General features: G+C 42.4%; 24 protein-coding genes and 2 tRNA genes. All 26 read right to left on the bottom strand.

The window, feature by feature from the left end; genetic code table 11:
* Positions 1 to 13 precede the first annotated feature (13 nt).
* The 26 genes from ilvC to HMPREF2832_RS02430 all read right to left on the bottom strand — a co-directional run bounded on the left by ilvC (position 14) and on the right by HMPREF2832_RS02430 (position 21,517).
* Positions 14 to 1,036: a ketol-acid reductoisomerase gene (gene ilvC / locus HMPREF2832_RS02555; RefSeq protein WP_003004157.1), complete on the bottom strand. Its 1,023-nt coding sequence runs from the start codon at positions 1,034 to 1,036 to the stop codon at positions 14 to 16.
* Between the two features lie 68 nt (positions 1,037 to 1,104).
* Positions 1,105 to 1,581 (bottom strand): acetolactate synthase small subunit, encoded by a 477-nt coding sequence (gene ilvN / locus HMPREF2832_RS02550; protein ID WP_003010242.1) that lies wholly within the window; start codon positions 1,579 to 1,581, stop codon positions 1,105 to 1,107.
* On the bottom strand, positions 1,574 to 3,274 hold the full coding sequence (locus HMPREF2832_RS02545) for an acetolactate synthase large subunit (protein ID WP_003004603.1): 1,701 nt from the start codon (positions 3,272 to 3,274) through the stop codon (positions 1,574 to 1,576). The genes ilvN and HMPREF2832_RS02545 overlap by 8 nt, the downstream gene beginning before the upstream one ends.
* 189 nt (positions 3,275 to 3,463) lie before the next feature.
* Positions 3,464 to 4,063, bottom strand: a complete 600-nt coding sequence (locus HMPREF2832_RS02540) for a response regulator transcription factor (RefSeq protein ID WP_049483533.1) — start codon at positions 4,061 to 4,063, stop codon at positions 3,464 to 3,466.
* 1 nt (position 4,064) lies between these two features.
* A complete protein-coding gene (locus HMPREF2832_RS02535; protein WP_049475098.1) occupies positions 4,065 to 5,162 on the bottom strand; it encodes a sensor histidine kinase in 1,098 nt (365 codons plus the stop codon).
* Complete coding sequence (locus HMPREF2832_RS02530) at positions 5,159 to 5,899, bottom strand: ABC transporter permease (RefSeq protein WP_049483531.1); 741 nt, start codon at positions 5,897 to 5,899, stop codon at positions 5,159 to 5,161. Before HMPREF2832_RS02530 ends, HMPREF2832_RS02535 begins: the two co-directional genes overlap by 4 nt.
* A complete protein-coding gene (locus tag HMPREF2832_RS02525; RefSeq protein ID WP_049497664.1) occupies positions 5,868 to 6,785 on the bottom strand; it encodes an ABC transporter ATP-binding protein in 918 nt (305 codons plus the stop codon). The genes HMPREF2832_RS02530 and HMPREF2832_RS02525 overlap by 32 nt, the downstream gene beginning before the upstream one ends.
* A 72-nt stretch (positions 6,786 to 6,857) precedes the next feature.
* Positions 6,858 to 7,049, bottom strand: a complete 192-nt coding sequence (locus tag HMPREF2832_RS02520; RefSeq protein ID WP_014712940.1) for a hypothetical protein — start codon at positions 7,047 to 7,049, stop codon at positions 6,858 to 6,860.
* Between the two features lie 135 nt (positions 7,050 to 7,184).
* Positions 7,185 to 7,739 carry an SP0191 family lipoprotein gene (locus HMPREF2832_RS02515; protein WP_049497663.1) on the bottom strand — a complete coding sequence of 185 codons (555 nt, stop codon included), beginning with the start codon at positions 7,737 to 7,739 and terminating at the stop codon, positions 7,185 to 7,187.
* Positions 7,740 to 8,023: 284 nt separating this feature from the next.
* Positions 8,024 to 9,688, bottom strand: coding sequence for a DAK2 domain-containing protein (locus tag HMPREF2832_RS02510; protein ID WP_014712937.1), 1,665 nt, complete (start codon positions 9,686 to 9,688; stop codon positions 8,024 to 8,026).
* 2 nt (positions 9,689 to 9,690) lie between these two features.
* Positions 9,691 to 10,056, bottom strand: coding sequence for an Asp23/Gls24 family envelope stress response protein (locus tag HMPREF2832_RS02505; RefSeq protein WP_003004393.1), 366 nt, complete (start codon positions 10,054 to 10,056; stop codon positions 9,691 to 9,693).
* Between the two features lie 310 nt (positions 10,057 to 10,366).
* A complete protein-coding gene (rpmB, locus tag HMPREF2832_RS02500; protein ID WP_001140948.1) occupies positions 10,367 to 10,555 on the bottom strand; it encodes a 50S ribosomal protein L28 in 189 nt (62 codons plus the stop codon).
* A gap of 118 nt (positions 10,556 to 10,673) precedes the next feature.
* On the bottom strand, positions 10,674 to 11,369 hold the full coding sequence (locus HMPREF2832_RS02495; protein ID WP_070505440.1) for a LiaF transmembrane domain-containing protein: 696 nt from the start codon (positions 11,367 to 11,369) through the stop codon (positions 10,674 to 10,676).
* A gap of 4 nt (positions 11,370 to 11,373) precedes the next feature.
* Positions 11,374 to 11,820 (bottom strand): LytTR family DNA-binding domain-containing protein, encoded by a 447-nt coding sequence (locus HMPREF2832_RS02490; RefSeq protein ID WP_031576497.1) that lies wholly within the window; start codon positions 11,818 to 11,820, stop codon positions 11,374 to 11,376.
* A gap of 143 nt (positions 11,821 to 11,963) precedes the next feature.
* Positions 11,964 to 12,275: a LiaF transmembrane domain-containing protein gene (locus tag HMPREF2832_RS02485; protein WP_049471759.1), complete on the bottom strand. Its 312-nt coding sequence runs from the start codon at positions 12,273 to 12,275 to the stop codon at positions 11,964 to 11,966.
* A 200-nt stretch (positions 12,276 to 12,475) separates the two neighbouring features.
* Positions 12,476 to 12,548: transfer RNA gene (locus tag HMPREF2832_RS02480), tRNA-Thr, on the bottom strand.
* 46 nt (positions 12,549 to 12,594) lie between these two features.
* On the bottom strand, positions 12,595 to 13,056 hold the full coding sequence (locus HMPREF2832_RS02475; RefSeq protein WP_003017336.1) for a GNAT family N-acetyltransferase: 462 nt from the start codon (positions 13,054 to 13,056) through the stop codon (positions 12,595 to 12,597).
* A gap of 38 nt (positions 13,057 to 13,094) precedes the next feature.
* Positions 13,095 to 13,880, bottom strand: coding sequence for an ABC transporter permease (locus HMPREF2832_RS02470; RefSeq protein WP_003017328.1), 786 nt, complete (start codon positions 13,878 to 13,880; stop codon positions 13,095 to 13,097).
* A 1-nt stretch (position 13,881) separates the two neighbouring features.
* A complete protein-coding gene (locus HMPREF2832_RS02465) occupies positions 13,882 to 14,700 on the bottom strand; it encodes an ABC transporter permease (RefSeq protein ID WP_003017344.1) in 819 nt (272 codons plus the stop codon).
* Between the two features lies 1 nt (position 14,701).
* The gene (locus HMPREF2832_RS02460; protein ID WP_013904684.1) at positions 14,702 to 15,694 is read right to left on the bottom strand and encodes an ABC transporter ATP-binding protein; all 993 of its coding nucleotides are present in this window, start codon (positions 15,692 to 15,694) and stop codon (positions 14,702 to 14,704) included.
* A gap of 359 nt (positions 15,695 to 16,053) precedes the next feature.
* Positions 16,054 to 16,995: an alpha/beta hydrolase gene (locus HMPREF2832_RS02455; protein ID WP_070505438.1), complete on the bottom strand. Its 942-nt coding sequence runs from the start codon at positions 16,993 to 16,995 to the stop codon at positions 16,054 to 16,056.
* Between the two features lie 84 nt (positions 16,996 to 17,079).
* A complete protein-coding gene (locus HMPREF2832_RS02450; RefSeq protein ID WP_003004573.1) occupies positions 17,080 to 17,961 on the bottom strand; it encodes a class II fructose-bisphosphate aldolase in 882 nt (293 codons plus the stop codon).
* Positions 17,962 to 18,149: 188 nt separating this feature from the next.
* Positions 18,150 to 18,602, bottom strand: a complete 453-nt coding sequence (locus tag HMPREF2832_RS02445; RefSeq protein WP_070505436.1) for a hypothetical protein — start codon at positions 18,600 to 18,602, stop codon at positions 18,150 to 18,152.
* Positions 18,603 to 18,683: 81 nt separating this feature from the next.
* Positions 18,684 to 18,769, bottom strand: a tRNA-Leu gene (locus tag HMPREF2832_RS02440).
* A gap of 265 nt (positions 18,770 to 19,034) precedes the next feature.
* Entirely contained in the window at positions 19,035 to 20,648 is a 1,614-nt protein-coding gene (locus HMPREF2832_RS02435) for a CTP synthase (protein ID WP_003004055.1), read from the bottom strand.
* Between the two features lie 173 nt (positions 20,649 to 20,821).
* The gene (locus tag HMPREF2832_RS02430) at positions 20,822 to 21,517 is read right to left on the bottom strand and encodes a B3/B4 domain-containing protein (RefSeq protein ID WP_070505434.1); all 696 of its coding nucleotides are present in this window, start codon (positions 21,515 to 21,517) and stop codon (positions 20,822 to 20,824) included.
* Positions 21,518 to 21,622 lie beyond the last annotated feature (105 nt).

Here is a 21,622-nt window from a genome sequence, read left to right as displayed (position 1 = left end):
CTTCTACAGACAATTAGTTGTAGATTTTGAAGGCGTCATCGTCGTTTTGACCAACGAATGGCATTGCTTTACGCAATTCAGCACCAACTTTTTCAATTTCAAGTTCTTCAGCTTGTTTGCGGAAGGCTTTCAAACGTGGGAAACCAGCATCGTGGTCTTCAACGAATTCACGTGCAAATTTACCTGATTGGATATCAGCAAGGGCAGCTTTCATGTTTTCTTTTACTTCTGGACCGATAACACGAGGACCAGTTACGAAATCACCAAATTCTGCAGTATTTGAACATGATTGACGCATTTTCTTGAAGCCACCTTCGTAGATCAAGTCAACGATCAATTTCATTTCGTGAAGGACTTCGAAGTAAGCCAATTCAGGTGCATAACCAGCTTCTGTCAAAACTTCAAATCCAGCTTCGATCAAGCTTGTCAAACCACCCATAAGAACGGCTTGTTCACCAAACAAATCTTCTTCTGTTTCTTCTTTGAAGGTTGTTGAAAGAAGACCAACACGTGCTGAACCAACACCTTTTGCCCAGTCCATTGCAATGTCTTTCGCATTACCAGTAGCATCTTGGTAGACAGCGTAAAGTGCTGGTACACCAAATCCTTCAGTGTAAGTACGACGTACCAAGTGACCTGGTCCTTTTGGTGCAACCATGAAGACATCTACGTCTTCAGGAGCTTTGATGTAACCAAAGTGGATATTGAAACCATGGGCAAAACCAAGAGCTTTACCAGCGCTCAAGTTTGGAGCGATTTCATCTTTGTAGATATCTTTTTGGATTTCGTCTGGTGCCAAGATCATGATGATATCAGCCAATTTAGTTGCTTCTGCAACTGGGTAAGCTTCAAATCCATCTTCTTTTGCTTTATCGAATGATTTACCAGGACGCACACCGATGATGACATCATGACCTGAATCACGCAAGTTTTGTGCGTGTGCATGACCTTGTGAACCATAACCGATAACGGCGATTTTTTTACCATCAAGTGCTGGTACTTTAACGTCTTTTTCGTATTCCATTTGAACTGCCATAAGTAAAATCTCTTTTCTATTATATTATTTGCCTTTTTAAGGCGGGGTTAACAATGTTAAGGTGAGAATTAATCTCGTGTAAATCCGGTTGCACCGGTGCGGGCGATGTTTTTAATCCCATAAGGTCGAATAACACGAATGAGGGCTTCGCTCTTTTCTGCATTTCCCGTCATTTGAACGGTGATAGAGCTTGGGGCTACATCGACCACGGTCGCACGGAAAGGTTGAATAATGGCCAAGATTTCTGCTCGCTTCTCAGCAGGTGCAGAAACTTTCACCAGGATCACTTCGCGCTCCAAGTGTGGTTTATCAGTGATATCCCGGACACGGATCACATCCACTTGGCGGTTGAGCTGTTTGATGATTTGCTCTACTTCATCATGCGAAGCAACATCAATGATAATGGTAATCCGCGATACATTAGGGTTTTCTGTTGCGCCAACAGAGATGCTTTCGATATTGACTTGACGTCTCGACAAGACTCCAGTAAAGCGGTTCAGAACACCTGAGCGGTTTTGAAGTTTGGCTGTTAACATTCTACGCATTAAACTTCACCCCCAACATCTCATGATTACTCTTACCAGCTGGTACCATCGGCAAGACATGCTCTTTCCGAGAAATGTCTACTTCGATGAACATTGGTACATCTTCTGTGATGACTTCCAAATCCTTCTCAAGAGTTTCAGGATTATCAAATTTATAATTCTTGATCCCGTAAGCTTGCGCCATCAATTGGAAATCTGGAAGGCTATCAAAGACTGACTCTGACGTCCGACCATCATAGAAGGCTTCTTGCCATTGACGGACCATTCCAAGCGAGTGGTTGTTGAGCATAACGACCTTGATCGGAACCTTATAAATATTTAAGATTGCCAATTCTTGATTGGTCATTTGGAAACCACCATCTCCGACAAAGAGAACAACTTCTTTATCTGGATTGGCAATTTTCGCTCCGATAGCTGCAGGAACACCGAATCCCATCGTTCCTAGACCACCAGATGTCACCAATTGGCGCTCATTTTGGTAAGGATAGTATTGAGCTGCCCACATTTGGTGTTGTCCAACGTCTGTGACGACAATAGCGTCCCCCTTGGTCAACTCTCCGATGCGTTCGATCACAGCTTGTGGTTGCACAACCCGTTCTTTCTTGTCGTATGAACGAACCCGGTTCTTATCTTGGGTCACCTTTTCGATCCATTTTTCTGTGTTGTTATGAACCGTTGGCTCTGCTAGCAATTGTTGCAAGGCTTTCTTTGCATCGCCAACAACAGGAATGTCGACAGCAATGATCTTACCAATCTCTGCAGGATCAATGTCGATATGGGCAACCTTAGCATTTTTAGCGAAAGTCTTTGGATTCCCTGTCAAACGGTCATCAAATCGACAACCAACACTGATCATGAAATCCGTCTCTGTCATGGCGATATTAGCCGCGAAGGATCCGTGCATCCCTCCCATCCCTAGGAAAAGAGGATGACTGGTCGCAATCGTTCCTTGACCTAACAGACTGGTCACTACTGGAATCTGATAGCGCTCTGCTAGAGCAATCAACTCTTTTGCAGCTCCAGCGTAACTCACCCCACCACCAGCAAGAAGAACTGGTTTTTTAGCCTTACTCAATTGCTTCAAAATCTTTTTGATCTGCAATTCATTGGGTTCAATGGTAGGCTGGTAGCTTGGAAGCTTCACACTTGGTTCATAGATAAAATCTGTCTCTAAAGCAGACACATCCTTTGGAAGGTCAATTACCACCGGACCAGGGCGTCCAGTCGTCGCAATATGGACAGCTTCGGTGATAATTCGCGGAATATCTGCCGTCTCACGTACTTGATAGTTGTACTTGGTGATGGGCATGGTAATTCCCACAATATCTGCTTCTTGGAAGGCGTCTTTCCCGATCCCAGCACGATTGACTTGACCAGTGAAGACTAATAGGGGAACGCTATCGCTCATGGCATCTGCAATCCCTGTAATGGCATTTGTAGCCCCCGGTCCACTAGTGACGACTGCGACACCCAGCTTTCCAGTTGATTTAGCGTAGCCTTCAGCCTCATGCAAGCATCCTTGTTCATGACGACCCAAGATATGCTGGATACCCTCAAAGCTATAGATGGCATCGTATAAAGGCAAAACCGCTCCACCAGGATAACCAAAAATCGTGTCAATACCCAAATCACGCAGGGTTTCAAGAACGAGCTCTGAACCGGTTTTTGCAGTTTCTAAGGTAATTTTCTCCATGTCTCTCCTTTCCAGTACTTTGTATATCAAATTAGCATGCTACTATCATACCATTTTTAGAAAATATTTCAAGGAAAAATAGTAAATTTTCTGAATTTTCTATCCAAATCCGAAGAATGAGAGTTTTTCTAAAAATGCTAGGTCTATCAGAAAAAAAGTCTCTAGGAAATCCTAGAAACTTTTTCTTCCTTATAACCAACCCTTTTCTTGAGCGATCTTTGCTGCCTCGGTCCGGTTTTCCGCATCCAACTTGGTCAGAATGGCTGACATATAATTGCGGATGGTCCCGTTTGAGAGGAATAAGCGATCAGCAATTTCTTGGTTAGAAGCCCCTTTTGCGACTTCTTTTAAAACTGCCTTTTCTTGAGGGCTCAGAGGATTGGGATGGGTCAAGATCCCTTCCATTAATTCAGGCGAATATTCTTTTTGCCCTGCTAAGACTGCATGAAGAGTGGCCATCAAATCCGTAATGCGGCGTTCTTTTAAGACATAGGCATCGACTCCAGCCTTGAGGGCCCGCTCAAAATAGCCCGGTCGCTTAAAGGTGGTAACGATGACGACCTTGAGCTGGGGTTGTTGACTTTTAGCCCATTCCAACACTTCTAACCCTGTTTTGATGGGCATTTCGATATCTAAAATCGCAATATCGGCTGGATGTGTTTCGAGTAAACGAATGGCCTCTTGTCCATCGCCAGCCTGCAAGACATCTTCCACATCCTCTTGCAGGAGCAAGAGCTGGCAGAGAGCATCGCGCAACATACTTTGGTCTTCAGCAACTAATAAGCGCATCTTATTTCCTTTCTTGATAGGGGATCCGTATTTCTATCCTGGTCGGCTTGTGTTGATGACTGATCTCCAGCTCTCCTCCCAACAAGGCAATCCGTTCGCGAATCGAGTGCAGGTCTTTATCGGAGACTGTGGCAAAGCCGATGCCATTGTCTTCTGCGACCATTTCCACTCCTGTCTCGGTAGAGCGATAAAAGAGAAGGGCCTGTGTCGCTTTGGCATGTTTGATCATATTGGTGGCTAATTCCAGAGACACCATGGCTAGAGCAGATTCTAGGATCGGCGAGATGCTGGCTGTATCAAGCTCGTTCTGAATCTCCACTTTGATTTGAGCTACTTCCAGCATTTGCTTGACGGTTTCTAGCTCTCTTGCCAGGGTTCGCTGCTTCAAATTCTCCACAATCTCACGGACTTGGTGCATGGACTCTTGACTGATGGCTTGAATCTCTTGCACCTGCTCCTGGGCCTTCTCAACCTGACCCAATGCCAAGAATTGATCAGCTAGGTCCGCCTTGACACTGAGCATGGCAAAGGTGTGTCCTAGACTGTCATGCAGATCACGGCCAATCCGATGGCGCTCGTTTTCTGCCAGCAAGAGATTGATCTGGGCGTTTTGCTTGGCATGGTCAACTTTCAACTCTTCCATCATCTCCATCCGAACCATACTAAAGGTCATAACCGCGATAAACAAAGAGACGATCAGGACAAAAAGCCAATCATTTTCTCTCATCTCCCTATTAAATAATAGAGCTCCAAAAAGGATCAGTAGTGATCCAACAGCCGTCCAAAGAAAGGGCGAGCGAAAATCGCGAATCCCAAAACGATAGATCAAAATATTGCTCACATAATAGTAAAACCAACAAAAGCTAGTTCCAACAAAAAAGGTATTTCCTGCAATATACAGCAGAAGATAAATCCAAAAAAGCCAGGTCAGTTTCTTATTTTCAGTAATGAGGATACCTAGATAGCTTATCATAAAGAAGATGGCTAAAAAGAAATGCCACCAGGGAATCTGCCCTAAGAAAATAGAAGCAAAGGGAAAGGCCATAAAGATTAAGCCTACGTAAAACATATGGTGAATATGTTTGAGTTTTTCAATCATGAACGAACCTCAGAATGACGACGATAAACGATAACAAGGGCAAACAAGACCAGGGTAAACAAGGTTAAATAGACACTCGCAAAGACATTGACCTGTCCCTTGTTTAAAAAGGTCTTAATCAGTTCCATCAATTGATAGGTTGGAAGGCATTTGCCAATGGCTTGCATCCATTCTGGAAAGAGACTAATCGGCATCCATAGTCCACCCATGACAGCCAGCCCCATGTAAAGGAGATTGCCCACAACAGACATCAATTGACTGGAAGGAAGCAGGGTCAAAACCAGACCGAGAGCCACAAACGCTAGACTTCCTAGGATGAGAATAAAGGCTGCTAAGACCCAATCCTGTAGGGGCATATTCACATGCCGCACCACATGGCCCACGGTAAAGACAACTCCAATCGATAGGAGAAAATCGACAAAGAGACCCACAACCTTTATTAGATAATATTCTACCATAGATACGGGGGTATGGCGCAAGACTTTTTGCCAATTATTGAGTCGATCGGTTTCAAGAACGGTTGGAAAAGAAAAGATAGCCGTAGACATCATAGAAAATGCCGTCATAGAAAGGAGATAATCCCTCATAAAGTGAGCAGGTGCTCCTGGTGTTTCCTGGTACATCCCTGAAAAGAAGAGATAAAAGGCCGTGGGCATCCCAATTGATAACAAGTAATAAATAGCTTGGCGACTGGTCAAATGCCACTCAACCACGCCGAGAGCTTTCATGCGTTTCATCTTCTCTACCTACTTCCTTTGTATTTTCAAAAATAGAATCCAATAAACTTCGATTGGTTACTTCGATTTCTTGGATCGAACATCCTTCTTCTTGTAATCGACTCCACAAACGATTAGCATCCCGTGTCACAACCTGAAGGGCATCGGGTTTAGCGACCACTTCACCAATGTCTTCCATTTCTGCCACTAGAGCTTGGTAGCGCAAGGGCAGGGTGAAATGTTTTTCTACCTCTTCGCTTCTCATAGCGAGAGGTGTCGTATCCCGAAGCAAATGCCCCTGATGCAAGACCAAAATTCGATCTGCCGTGTGCTCTACTTCCTCGATGTAATGCGAAGAATAGACAATGGTCACACCTTCTTCCTTTAAATGCCCAACAATCTCCCAGAAGCGTTGGCGAGTGGAAGTATCCATTCCCGCAGTCGGCTCATCTAAGAAAAGTAAGCTAGGACGACCAATCAAGGTTAGAACAAAGGATAAGAGGCGCTTTTGACCACCAGACAACTTACTAGCCAATTGTTTCTTTTGTTCTGAGCTAAAACGTAATAAATCATCAATTTCTTCCCCTGTTAAGGGGTGGGGATAAATAGAGCGAAAGAAGTTGATCAGTTCCTGCACGGTTAACTTTTGAACGATGGCATTCTCTTGAGGGAGATAGGACACACTAGCCTTTAACTGAGGATGACCAGGCGCCTTCCCCTCTACTTCAATAATCCCAGAAGTCGCCTTCATATCTCCCAGAAGACAGTTCATCAAGGTTGTTTTCCCAGCTCCGTTTGGCCCGATCAAGGACAGACAATCCCCCCGTTCAACTGCAAAAGAAAGATCTTCTAAAATGACTTTTCCTTTGATACTTTTTTTCAAGTTCTCTACTCTAATGACGCTCATGATACTCTCCTTTCAACCAGGCTTAAACGGCCGGAATGATGGCAAAAACAACCAGGGTTACTCCCGTTGTTTTCATTGCTCCATCTCCTTTTTAACCGCCTTGATCATTTTCAATCCTTCTTGAACCGCCCAGCTCATGATGCCAATCCCAGCAAATAATTCCCAAGGAAAATGGTAATAGAGACTATCATCCTTTGAAAAGATCAAATAGACGACCATCCCCACCACTGTTAACGTAAACACTTTATAGAACCATTGTTTCATTTTTCCTTACCTCTTACTTTCTGACTATATTATAGCGAAAGAAAATAACAGCCACTAGATAATTTTGTCACTCGCTCACATGACAAAAGTCACTAAAAAAAGCCAAGTGACTTCACTCGACTTTTTCTATTCTTCTTACTGACCTTCTTCTTTCATGCCATGCAGTTTCAAGGCCTTGACCAAGGCATCTGCCTTCATGTTTTTCAAATCATTGAGACCAGCATCTTTGAAGTAAGAAATTTCTTCTAGAGACTTGGCATCAATTTGGTTGAGGTCAATCACACTGGTTGAGAGCAATTTCTTTTCTGGTGTGACTGTGTATTCCAAACTAAAACCGGGAACGGTTTTTAGCTTCTTATAGTCTTCATTTTGCTCCAGCAAAGCTTGAATGGCTGCCGTGAGCTCTTCAGGTGACTTCTCTGCTGCGATAGTTCTAAGTTGTTGGGGCAGATCAGCTGTCACTTCGATACGAAGGTTTTCAACCTTATCTCCCTTAGATTTTATGATATCCCGGTGTTTTGTTCCATTGATATCTCCTACTAAGGTTGTGGTTTTTTCTTCATTTTTTACTTCTTTTTTAACAGAGGAACTGCTAGATGAGCTAGCGGTTGTAGTTTTCTTTGTTTGGGATTGCGAACAACCAGTCAATACCAAAATGGCTAGCCCAAGGGTTACAAAAAATTTCTTCATTTTTATAACTCTCCTTTCACATACTGATACCAGTATAACATATCGCGTCTTTCTTGTCTAAAAACTCCACTGCTCAAACCATTTCCCCCTCTTTTCAAGCTCTTCCATTTGAATAAAAATCTGATGAATGTGAGACTTTTTGCAGAAACCCCTTTTTCTCACGAATAAAGCTTCCGTGTAGGGGTCGCTTCAATCTCAATCCCTCTGAATCACGCTGCTTTCATAGGGAATCTCCTCGTTTTTCTATATACAAAAAAAGGTTCCGAAAGGAACCTTCTGTTCAATTATTCTACACTAAACAAGTATGGGTAGACTGGTTGGCCACCTTGGTGGATTTCCACTTCTACATCTTCGTATTTTTCAGCAAGGGCTTGGGCCAATTCATTTGCCAACTCCTCACTGCCGTCTTCACCGACATAGATGGTCACAATTTCACTGTCTTCATCCAACATATGAGCGAATGTTTCTTCCAAGGTTTCCATCATATCTGGATTTGAAACAACGATTTTGCCATCGACCATTCCAAGATTATCATTTTCATGGATTTCAAGCCCATCAATAGTGGTATCGCGAACCGCTGTTGTCACACTACCAGACGCAACATCACCCAATGAAGCGCTCATGCGTTCGTAGTTTTCTTCGATCGATTTGCTTTCATCAAAGGCAAGAAGACTAGTCAATCCTTGAGGGATAGTCTTGGTCTCAACAACTGCTGCAGGTTGATCAATCACTTCTGCTGCAGATTGAGCCGCCATCAAGATATTTTTGTTGTTTGGCAAGATAATGATGTTGCGCGCATTCAACTCTTCAACCGCTTTGACAAAGTCTTCTGTTGATGGGTTCATGGTTTGACCACCAGAGATGATGTAATCAACTCCTTGCGCTTTAAAGATATCAGCCAATCCGTCACCAGCAACTACTGCGATGATGGCATATTCTTTTTCTTCAACTGGCTTCGCTTGACGCTCTTCTTTTTCAACTTGCGCTTCGTGTTGGTTACGCATGTTGTCGACTTTGACCTTGACCAAGCTTCCGTACTTAAGACCTTCTTGCATGACAAGACCTGGATCTTCTGTATGGACGTGAACTTTGACAATCTCATCGTCATTCACCACCAATAGGGAATCCCCAAGGTTGTTCAAATAGTTACGGAATTCATCGTAATCGAAGTCTTTGACATAGGTTGGACCTTGTTTCAAAGCGACCATGATTTCTGTACAGTAACCAAACTTGATGTCTTCAGTTGCGACATGGCCAGCGACTGACTTGTGGTGTTCTGCATTGATCATTTCTGACATGGTTGCAGGTGTTGCTTGGAACTCTTCAGAAGCGATGAATTCACCTGTCAAGGCTGACAAGAATCCTTCATAGATGAAGACCAACCCTTGACCACCAGAGTCTACCACGCCAACTTCTTTCAAGACCGGCAACATATCTGGAGTCTTAGCAAGAGCTGTTTTAGCACCTTCAAGAGCTGCACGCATGACTTCTACTGCATCGTTGGTAGATTCTGCTTTTTTCTTGGCACCGATGGCTGCCCCACGAGAAACCGTCAAAATGGTTCCTTCAACTGGCTTCATAACGGCTTTATAAGCAACTTCTACACCAGACTGGAAGGCTGCTGCAAGCGCTGCTCCATCCAATTCTTCTTTGTCTTTGACACTTTGAGAAAATCCACGGAACAATTGAGAAGTGATGACTCCTGAGTTCCCACGCGCACCCATCAAGAGACCTTTAGCGAAGATCCCTGCCGCTTCTCCAACAGTTGATGCAGAACGGTCAGATACTTCTTTGGCCCCATTTTCGATGGTCATTCCCATATTAGTCCCTGTATCTCCATCTGGTACAGGAAAGACGTTCAAAGAGTTTACATATTCCGCTTGTTTATTTAAGCGCGTAGCCCCCGCTTGAACCATTTCTTGAAATAAACTTGTAGTAATATTAGCCACGATTATTCTCCCACAATCTTGATATTTTGAATATAGACATTCACAGTATCCGTAGTGATTCCAAGTTGATTTTCCAAACTAAATTTCACACGTTCTTGAATATTTTTTGAGACTTCGCTAATCTTTGTTCCATAGCTCAAAACAGTGTAAACATCAACTGCGATAGTTCCTGCTTCCGTTGTTTTGACAACAACACCTTTAGAGAAGTTTTCTTTCCCTAGGAGGGCTTGGAAATTATCTTTGATCGCATTTTTGCTGGCCATTCCAACCACACCGAAGATCTCAGTAGCGGCACCGCCTACAACAGTTGCGATAACCTCATCAGTCAATTCAATTTGACCGTCCTTTGTATTGATTTTTACTGTCATAATTTCTACCTCAAAAGTATTTTATATTCTATTTTACCATAAAAGAGATCAGCTGTAAAAGGGTAGGGACTATTCTTCTCCCGCTGTGACAGCTGTCTCTAGAGAAAAAGAAAAGGGAGTGGGAAAGAACTCCGTAAAATAAAAAAAGTTGAAAAGGTTCCCCAAACCTTTTCAATTTTTCCACCCCCGCACAGTTGATTAGGAAGTACGAATGTTTCAAACATGAGTAGTTCCAATCAACCACTGCGTCATGCTACTATTCCTATCAAAAGCGAAGGCTGGACACTTTATGCCCAGCCTTCTTTCTTTATTAAACGCGTTCTACTTTACCAGATTTCAATGCACGAGCTGAAGCCCAAACTTTTTTAGGTTTACCATCGATAAGGACAGTTACTTTTTGAAGGTTTGGTTTTACGGCACGTTTTGTTTGGTTCATAGCGTGTGAACGGTTGTTACCTGATACAGTCTTACGACCTGTGAAATAACATACTTTAGCCATTTCTGTGTTTCCTCCTATTAGATCTAATATAACGGATGTGCTAGCACCACATACCGTACTATATTACCAAAAAAAATCTCTCTTGGCAAGCTTTTGGCCAAAGTTTTTCATTTCCGACTTAAGAAAACGAATTCGCTCCGACATAGATAATTTCCAGATTTCCTAAGGAAACATCGCCCGTAATGTAGAAATCCTTGCTAGTAAGAGCACTTGGATTTTCCTGATGTTGGATCGCTGAGAGGGAATTATCCACATTTACATGGACGCGCCAATCGCTTGGTACATAGAGGCTCAGCCTCCCAAGGGAAACATCGACAACAAACTGAGCAGAAGGACCCTCAATCCGGCAATTATCAAAATAAACCGATGCTTCTCCCATACTTACATCTGCACTTCCGTGGGTAAAGTGTTGGTCATTGAGATATTTTGTCACTGTTGAAAAAGTGACATCGATGTCATTGCCATCCGACTTATTCATGGATCCAGCAGAATAGGAAGCTAGGCGGGCTTTTGTTTTCTTAGAGGGTTTAAACAAAATGTTGAGTCCAATCACAGCGAGAATTGAGGAAAGGATGACAACTGAATTTGAAACTGGGAGGAAATGGTATTGCCCATTGAGACAAAAGAGGGCTAAAAGTCCATAGATGAAGCCCCAACCAAAATGGCGTTTTAAGAAACTAGAGAGGGACAGGACGGCAAGCAAGGTAACCCAAGCTAAGGTCCAGATGCTGATGTCCCATTTTACAAAATAGCCCTGTAAAAGGATTAAGGCTGCTAAAAGGATTAAGAATACTCCGATTAATTTTTTTCTCATGATATTACCTCATTTCATTTAGTCGTTCTTTTAAGAGTTGATAGTAGCGTCTAGATACGTGAACCTGCTTATGGGTCTGGTAGAAATTGACCGTGCTGGTCCCTGAAAAAGACTTTTCCAGAGAATAGATCTGCTTGGTGTTGACAATGGTGGATTTGGATATCCGACAAAAGGCGATGGGAAGCAGCTCCTCCAACTCGTAGAGCTTCTGCTTGACCTCATAGGCCTCGTCCTTGGTGTGCCCAAAAATCTTCTCCCCGTCCGTCTCAAAAAAGAGGATCGATGCCACATCCAGAAAATACTCACTTCGATCCTTGTAAAAGGCCAAAGGAGCAACCTTTTGTTCGAGGATTCTCTCTTGCAGCTGGGTCAACTCCGGGGTCAAGCGCGGAGCTCGAATCAAGATCTCAGGCTCGTCCATAGATGGATCCAATTCGATTCTAACTTTCATAAAACTCCTTTCCCAACGTTTTGATAGTACCATTATAACAGCTGTTGAAAACAAAACAAGGGCTTTTCAGTAAGTGGCACGTTTTCCCCATCAAGAGGTAGTTTTTGAGAAGTAAAAAAGCTGATCAAGTGACCAGCCCTCCTTTATTTATTGCTTTCCTTGTCCGGTAAAAGAAAACTAAGACCTACGCAAGCGAGCACACCTGCTGTGATGACCAGACCATTTGAAACCGGCAGGACATCGTAAATCGCATTTGCGATCATAAATGCGATCAAGGCGCAGATAACACTTGCCTTGTAATCTTTTTTCAAGAGATTTTCAAGTGTAAAGAATGCAAATAAGAGAACAGGAAATAGGGGCCAGATGTTCACATCGAGCTTTGGAAAACCAACCATTCCCATTGTGACAACCGCAAGAGCAACCAAAATAAATCCAAGTCCAAGTAGTTTTTTCATCATCATATACCTCATTTTGATTATTCGGAAGTATTTCTTCCTTTGATGATTCTATGATAGCAGAGAGCTCCTACGGAGACAAGGACTTTTGACTAAGTGGTCAAAAATGGCGCCTATGTGGTCAAAAGAAGGAGCGAGACCGAACGAATATGTGATCACCATTATTCATCGTCTCGCTCCTTCAAAGCAGATTTTTTCTATGCCGATTGCAGGGATCGAACCTGTGACCTACGCGTTACGAGTGCGTTGCTCTACCAACTGAGCTAAATCGGCGATTACCTTCTTAGTATAGCACTCTGATAGCGGATGTCAAGCACTTTTAGTTGATCTTTTTAATCAGAATCTGACATGGATTCTGTGGATCCCATAGTTGCGGAAAAATCTCTAATTTTTTAAAACCAAGACTGCGATAAAAGACATTTGTTCGGTCATAATCTTTATTTGAACCTTCTGCGACTGTTTTGACCTGTAGGTAGTCCACTTGTTTGACTGCTTCTCTTTCTATAGTCGTAATTAATTCCCTTCCAATTCCTTGACCTTGGAATGATTTTTTCACGCCTAGACAGTCAATTTCAGCACAATCTTCACTCGAATATGATAAACTTATAAACCCTACTACATCACTTTCTTGATAAGCAGCCCAAACTCGTAAATCCTTAGCTCCTTCAATGTAGGCTTGCGTGCTTTCTGGTATTCCAAACCATTCTGGCAAATCCCTTAAAATCTCAGCGACAACTGCCATTTTTTGATCTTCACCCTTGACTTCTTTAATTACAAACATCATAAGTTCCTTTCCTGATTTTAGTCTTACTTTACCTCTTACGAACCAGCACTTTCGTAGGCATCCAATCCCCTGTCCCAAAGTTTGAGGGAAATAACAAAGAAAACAAGGGAAATCAGAATCAAACCACCAATATTAAAGAGTCCATCCTTGTCCTGCAAGAAATAGCTGGCAGGATAGTAGGCCGTAAAGGCGAAAGGTACAATAAAGCTAATTAACCAACGAAGGAGCGAATTGTAAATAGAAATAGGATACTTGGCAAAATCATTAAACATATAGAAAATGTAAATCATGGCACCTGACTGCTTGGTCCAAAAAGCGATGCTGGCTGTTGCAATTTTCAAGGAAGTATAAATCAAGGTCGCAAAAGGAATACAAACTAGAAAAATCAGGAATTTTGGAAGAGTCCAAGCAATGCTAGTCGCCGTTGTCGCTAGTAAAATTCCACCGACCAAAAGTTCACCCAAGGCATCAATCTGAAAGGTCTCAACGAGTATGTGAAAGAGAGGATTGATAGGACGAGTCAGATACTTGTCAAACTCCCCTTTTCGAACTAGTCGTTGACCTAAAGCCCATAGATTGTCAAAAAAGAGATGATCTAGTCCCTTTGGAATTAAGGAAAATCCATAGATAAAGGCAATTTCTTGAAAAGTCCAACCTTCTAGGGAGGGAATGTGTTGAAAGATGACATTGAGAAACAAGAGGTTCAGGCCTTGAGTCAGAAAGACTCCCAACACACCAACCACAAAATCTACCTTGTATTCCATGATTTGCTTGATGTACTGTCTGATAAAAATCAGATGCATGCGTTGATATTTTTTCATACTAACCTCCCTGAATGGTGATAAATGACTGGACTCGTTTCCAAATCAACTGAGACAAGCCCACCATCACTATAAGCCAGAAAAGCTGAAGCAAAAGTGCTTGAAGAATCTGACTAGCATCGTATTTCCCAACAATAATCATGACCGGAGTGTAAATTAAGGATGAGAAAGGTAAGAAGGACAGAATATCTGAAATGACCTTTGGAAAGAAAGCCAAGGGAATCAAACTCCCAGACATAAAGGCCACTATGGAAGTCTTAAGTAGGTTGGAACCCCAAAGATTTTTAAATACAAAGGCTGAAAATCCAAAGCAGATATTAAAGAAAAAGTTAATCAGATAGGCCAGCGTTAAGCTAAAAAGATAAAGGGTAGTTAGTCCCAGCACTTCTACAATCCCTTGCCCAGATAAGATTTTCATCAAAACAATGACACTTAAAAATGGCAGTCCAACAGAGATAAAAATCAACCACTTGGAACCAAGCTCCGTAAAGAGGTAAGAAGCCGCAAAATGCACTGGTCGCAACAAGCGCATGATAATGGAACCATCCTTGACCTCATCACCAATCATAAAGGAAGAATCCGACCTAGTCAGAAGATTAGTCACAAAACTCATGATGATGTAGAGGGTGATATCCGCCATACTGAAGCCCTGAATCAAAGGCTCCTGGGAGGAATCAAAGACAGCCTTCCATAGATAAAAAGCCACAAAAGCACCCATGACATCGCCAATCCGATAAAGAATAAAGTTGACTCGATAGCTAATCAACTCCTGAATCCCTGCATTGATAAAGGGTTTATAACGTCTCCACAATTTGACCATCTTAGAGCTCCTTTCGATAGAAGCGACGGATAATATCTTCAATATCCGTATCTACCATCTTCAAATCACGGACCTCAAAATCAGATAAGGTTTGCTTGATAATATCGGCCGACTGGTAGCGGGAACTATCGAATTCAATATTGAGAGTATTTCCTTGTCTATCAATGGACATATCAGGCAAACCCTCATAATGAGAGACTAGATGATTTTGACCTGGCGTCAGGTCAAAGGAGAGAGTCTTCATCTTTCCAAATGTCTCCTTGAGCTGGCTAACCGTTCCATCAAAAATCTCTTGCCCCTTATCAATCATAAAAATCCGATCACAGAGTTGCTCAATATCACTCAAATCATGAGTAGTCAAGAGAATAGTTGTCTCTTCCTCCTGATTAATCTGGGTAATGGCCCGACGAATGTTGTCCTTGACCGACACATCCAAACCAATAGTCGGTTCATCTAAAAAGAGAACTTTGGGATTGTGAAGCAAGGAAGCCGCAATATCCGCCCGCATCCGTTGACCTAGTGAAAGAGTCCGCACAGGATCCTTGATAAATTCCTTCAAATCCAAAACTTCATTCAAAAAGTCCATGCGCTTATGGAAAAGCGAGTCCGGTACATCATAGATCTCTTTCAAAACCGTGTAGGTCTCTTGCAGAGCCAAATCCCACCATAACTGGGTGCGTTGTCCGAAAACGACTCCAATATCCTTGACATAATCTTGGCGATTATCCTGCGGAATCTTGCCGTTAATCCGACAAAAGCCAGATGTGGGCTTCAAAATTCCTGTCAGCATTTTGATGGTGGTTGACTTCCCAGCACCATTTGCCCCGATAAATCCTAAAATCTGCCCTTTTGGAACTTCAAAAGTTAAATCCTTGACCGCTTCAAAGGTCTGCTTTTCAGGATGAATAAAGGAGCGCAAGGCTCCCTTTAACCCCGGCTCCTTAACTGTCTTCACAAAATTTTTCCGAAGATGTTGCACTTCTATCATTGCCATATCTATCTCCCTATCGTAAGAAGCAACATTGTATTTTTGACTACAAATATTCTAAATCCTTACTTTCTACACTTACTCAATATTATTACAGAAGGCTTTATACCAACCTATTATAATCTAATAAAAAAAGGAATGCAAGCGTTTGCTTATAGATTATGAAATTAGAGATTTCTCTCTTAAAATGAAACTTTTAATCAAAAATTCTGTTAAATAGTTTCCTTAAGACACCAAAAAACCTGCCCTTAGGGGCAGGCTTATTGTTAAGAAAAAGAATTTTTTTAATCGAGAAAATTAACGATTCTACTGTTAATCCTTCAGCATTTAATTATTATCATCAGTCTCAATGGATTTTTAAGCCCTCAATTATTCTCTAAAAATTCTTTAATACGAGAAACAATAGCATCGCTTTGATAATGATAGAGGTCGTGAGGCGCATCCATATAGTCGACTTGAACATTAGACTGGTCGCTTGCAAATCTCTCTGCATAACGTTGCCACTCTGATTGGCTAAAGCTGGTTCCCTCCCCATTTGAAACCAAGAGAAGTACAGGGATTTTGGGATCAATGGTAAATTTACTAACCTTTTGGGCATTTTTCTTTACAGTTCGGGTCTCATTGAGCATAGCCGTCGACAGCAACTGCTTGTAAGCTAAAAATCGGTATTGCTGACGCTCACTTTTAGTCAAGTCAGAATTCTTCAGGTAAACAGACTCTGGGAAATAACGGAGCAGGCCAATCTTACTCGTCCAATAGGCTAAGGTTATGAGAGTTGGGTGTTCTTTTAAATCTTCATAACTCGCTGGCAAGGCCCAATCCAGACCAATCAAAGCCTTCACTTCATTTGGATATTTCTCTTGCCAAGCAAGACTCTCTAAACTAGCCATAGAATGCGAAATAATCACATAAGGACCTGAAACATGAGCTTGCGCCAAAGCTTGACGGGTCTCAGAAAGGACCTCCATCACATCTCTTGAACGATCACTATCTTCACTAAAACCATATCCTGCTCGCTCCACGACAACAACTTTGTATTTTTTGGATAGGGAATCTGATAGATTCTTAAAGTCTAAAATAGGAGAGGCGATACCTGCACCGGAAAGAAAAACGATTGTTTCAGATCCTTCTCCTTTAACAGAGACATTCATTCGATGTCCATTGACCGTCACCTCTTTACCGATAGGAGTCAGAAGCTTACTTTCTTTTTGCAAACTAAGTTGGTGAAAACCAAATGTGCCTCCTAGAAAAAGGATAAGAAAAACAAAAATGATCCAGCAAAACTGTTTAAATTTTTTCATAGGCATATTGTACAAAAATTAAATCCCGGAAGCAACTTTTCCCATACAAAAAAACAAGATCCACATGGGACCTTGCTTTCCTGTTTTCAATTAAGCTTTGCCTTCTGAACCGAATACGTCGATACGTTCTTCAACAGCTGCTGTAATTGCTTCGAAACCTGGTTTCAAGAATTTACGTGGGTCGAAGAGTTTCTTCTTATCGTATTCTGCTTCGTTTGCATCGTATTCACGTACGAATTGACGAGTAGCATTTGCAAATGCGATTTGGCATTCAGTGTTCACGTTAACTTTTGCAACACCAAGTTTGATAGCTGCTTGGATTTGATCATCAGGGATACCTGATCCACCGTGCAATACGATTGGGAATCCTGGAACAGCTTCAGTCAATTTTTGCAAGTGGTCAAGGTGAAGACCTTTCCAGTTTGCTGGGTAAGGACCGTGGATGTTACCGATACCTGCAGCCAAGAAGTCGATTCCTGTAGCAACCATTGCTTTAGCGTCTTCGATTGGTGCCAATTCACCGTCACCGATGATACCGTCTTCTTCACCACCGATAGTACCAACTTCAGCTTCTACTGAGATACCTTTAGCATGAGCTTTTTCAACGACATCTTTCGCCAATTTAAGGTTTTCTTCAACTGGAAGGTGTGAACCGTCAAACATGATTGAAGTGTAACCAGCTTCGATACATTCAAGAGCATCGTCGTAGTGACCATGGTCAAGGTGAATAGCAACTGGTACAGTAATACCCATTGATTCTACAAGGTTTTCAATAAGGGCTTTACATACTTTGTAACCACCCATGTATTTAGCAGCACCCATAGAAGTTTGGATAAGTACTGGAGCTTTCTTAGCTTCTGCTGCACGCAAGATAGCTTGAGTCCACTCAAGGTTGTTTGTGTTAAATCCACCAACTGCATAACCATTGTCACGAGCTGCTTGGACAAATTTTTCTGCTGAAACGATTGCCATTTGTTATAGGCCTCCTATAAATTTTTGTGGGGTTAATCCCACTTACATTGTTTATTTTATCACTTTTTAGATGAAATTGCTAGTTTTTCCTGTGGCTTTAAGCGATTTCTTACGATAAATGAGGAGGAACCCTCTCCCTCCTAAGACTTCCATCCTATTCAAAAAGCAAAAAAGGAGCTTAACCCCTTTCAATCTTTCTCTTTAAAATTTTTTAACGAAAGGAGAAAAGCAATCCCGCAAATCACAAAGGATACCGCTGCAACCCATTGAGAATAGAAATAAGCAGCAAATAACTGACTGTCGGTAAATATTTTTCCAAGAAGTCCGTTTAGCACTCCCTCAAGAACGGGAATATTCTCACCCACAGCAGGGATTGACGCAAGAAAGAGAATAAAGCCCGCTATCAGAAAGAGATGAAGAATCCATTTTTTGATTCTTTTTTCATCTCTGAGCAGATACTGAGACGCCATCGCAATTAGAAAAATGAAAACATTCCATATGTTTAAGGCAATAAAATATCTAAAAGTATCCTTGTATGCGCCTATCGCCATCGCTAAAATCAGGATAGGACCGAAAAAATTAATGGCACTTCCCAATAGTGCAAAGAGGCCATCGACCAAAACCAGATACTTTTTCTTCATGTTCTCACCTCATCTCACACCTATTCTACCACAAAGAAATTTGAAAACAAAAAAAAGATAGCCGAAGCTATCTTGATCCGATGCGGAGAGAGGGACTTGAACCCTCACGACCTAAAGCGGTCACAGGATCCTTAGTCCTGCGCGTCTGCCAATTCCGCCATCCCCGCGATTGAGTACTTTACTAGTATATCAATCAACGACTTTTTTGTCAAGATTTTTTTCAAACTTTTTTCAGAGTTTGTCATTTTTTCACAAAAGGGAGTGGGAAAGAACTCCGACTAATTAAAAAGAGTTCGTCTTCCCACCCCCGCACAGTTGATTAGGTCATCTTTGGAGCTTGGAAAGCGAACAAAGATGCCAATCAACCACTGCGTCATGTAGTTATTACTATTATAGTCCAAAGGCTGGACACTTATTGCCCAGCCTTGATTCTCATTTGCTATCGTGGTTTTCAACTGCCGCTGTGATGAAGGCTGTGTAAAGTCCTTCTGGGCGGTTTGGACGGCTTGACAATTCTGGGTGGTATTGGCAAGCAACAAAGAATTTGTTTTCTGGGATTTCAACGATTTCGACCAAACGGTTGTCTGGTGAAACGCCTGAGAAGACAAATCCTGCTTCTTCGAACTGTTCACGGAAAGCATTGTTAAACTCATAACGGTGACGGTGGCGACGTTGCACCACTTCTTGATTGTCATAGGCAGCGGCTGCTTTTGATCCTCGTTTGAGTTTAGATGGGTAAAGACCGAGACGGAGCGTTCCTCCCATGTCTTCCACATCGATTTGGTCCCGCATGATATCGATAATTGGATACTTGGTTTCTGGATCCAATTCGGATGAATTGGCCCCTTCCAAGCCTAAAACGTGACGGGCAAATTCGATACAGGTTAACTGCATACCCAAGCAGACACCCAACATTGGGACGTCCTGTTCACGCGCATACTTGATGGCTTGAATTTTTCCTTCTGTTCCCCGTTGACCAAAACCACCTGGGACAATGATCCCATCCGCATCTCCAAGGAGTTCTGCCACATTTTCAGCTGTCACATCATTGGCATTGACCCAATTAATCTTGACCTCTGCATCATTGGCATACCCTGAGTGCTTCAAGGCCTCAACGACAGAAATGTAGGCATCTTGCAATTCTACGTATTTTCCAACCAAGGAAATCTTGACCTGCTTCTTGAGGTTCATGACCTTATCGACCATTGCAGACCATTCTGTCATATCTGCTGCAGGAACATCCAATTTCAAATGGTCACAAACGATTTGGTCCATATTTTGTGCTTGCAAGTTCAATGGGATTTGGTACAAATGTTCCACATCAAGTGACTCGATGACAGCTTCTGGTGCCACATCACAGAATTGAGCCAACTTGTTCTTAATTCCTTGACCCGCTGGTTTTTCTGTACGGATGACCAACATATTTGGTTGAATTCCAAGGCCACGCAATTCTTTCACAGAGTGTTGGGTCGGCTTGGTTTTCATTTCTCCCGCAGCCTTCAAGTAAGGTAGAAGAGTGGTGTGGATGTACATAACGTTTTCAGCACCAACATCTGCCTTCATTTGACGAAGAGCTTCAAGGAATGGAAGGGATTCAATGTCTCCAACTGTTCCCCCGACTTCTGTGATGATGACATCTGAATCCGTCGTCGTCGCTGCTCGTTTGATCTTTTCTTTCAAAGCATCTGTGATATGAGGAATAACCTGTACAGTCGCGCCCAAGTATTCTCCACGACGTTCCTTTCGAAGGACTTCGCTATAAATTTTCCCTGTCGTCACATTTGAGTACTTATTCAGATTGATATCAATAAAGCGTTCATAGTGTCCAAGGTCCAAGTCTGTCTCTGCGCCATCGTCTGTGACAAATACTTCCCCGTGTTGGTAAGGACTCATCGTCCCTGGGTCGATATTGATATAAGGGTCAAATTTTTGGATGGTCACTTTCAATCCACGATTTTTGAGCAAGCGACCAAGACTTGCTGCGACAATCCCTTTCCCGATGGATGATACGACACCACCCGTGACAAAAATATATTTTGTTGACATGTGCTTTCCTCTTCTTCTAATGTTGTAGAGGCCATTCCTCTTTGCAGAAAAAACAAAAATAGCTCCCTAATCCTTAGGGAGCTCCGACCTCAAAATGAGGTGCCCGAACAATATCTTACCGCAAATGGTCTACTTTGTCAAATTGAAAATTTCATGAAAATGATTTTCGCTGTTTACGAGACCTTTTCCACTCCATTTTTTGTGACGAGAAATTTCTCAAATTGAAGCTGAGACATGCAAAGAGCAAGGTCCTTGCGGATTCGCTCCAGTGCTTCTAAACGCATCTCGACTGATGTCTCGGTATTTCCTTGAATGACAAAGAGGGCGTTTTGCGTAGTCTCCTCAAATTTGTAATGGTCACTATCGCGTACATCCAACCAAGCCAGAACTCCTTTTTGATCCCGGTAGACAGGATCTGTCGGTGCGACACGTTTTTCACTAGAAAGGATCGGGAGGAAGAGATCGTCTCTTTGACTCACTGTAAATTCAATCGGTCCCTCAATCTTATCTAGGTCATGTCCTCCGATCGCGAGAAAAGACTTCAGAGATTCGACATTATAGATATCAATGATGCTATTGATCTGAGGAAGAGCTCCTCGATGCTGGATGTTTCGGATAAGAGCTAGGACTGTTGGGGGATTTTTCTTGATGCTACGCCCTACTTTTTGCAAGAGGTCTGTATACCCTTTGATGACAGGAGATGCCACTACTTCTTCTGTCTGACACTGGAGCGCCCATTGTTCAAGCTCTTTCTTCTTTTCAAGAAAAGAAGGGGGCAAAACTGCTTGAGGATCCACATTTCTAGCAATTCCGACCACAACCGTATCAATACCAAGAGCTACTAAACTTTGATCTAAACGAAAGTCCATCTGAACACCTCCTATTGGGAAAGCTTACACGATTATCATACATCATTTCGCCACTTTTTTCAATGCAAACAAAAAGAGAGTGGGACAGAAATCGGTCATTCGTTA

The organism is Streptococcus sp. HMSC073D05, assembly GCF_001812015.1.
In the GTDB taxonomy this organism is placed as follows: Bacteria; Bacillota; Bacilli; order Lactobacillales; family Streptococcaceae; genus Streptococcus; species Streptococcus parasanguinis_D.
This window is presented reverse-complemented; position numbering and strand designations above follow the sequence as displayed.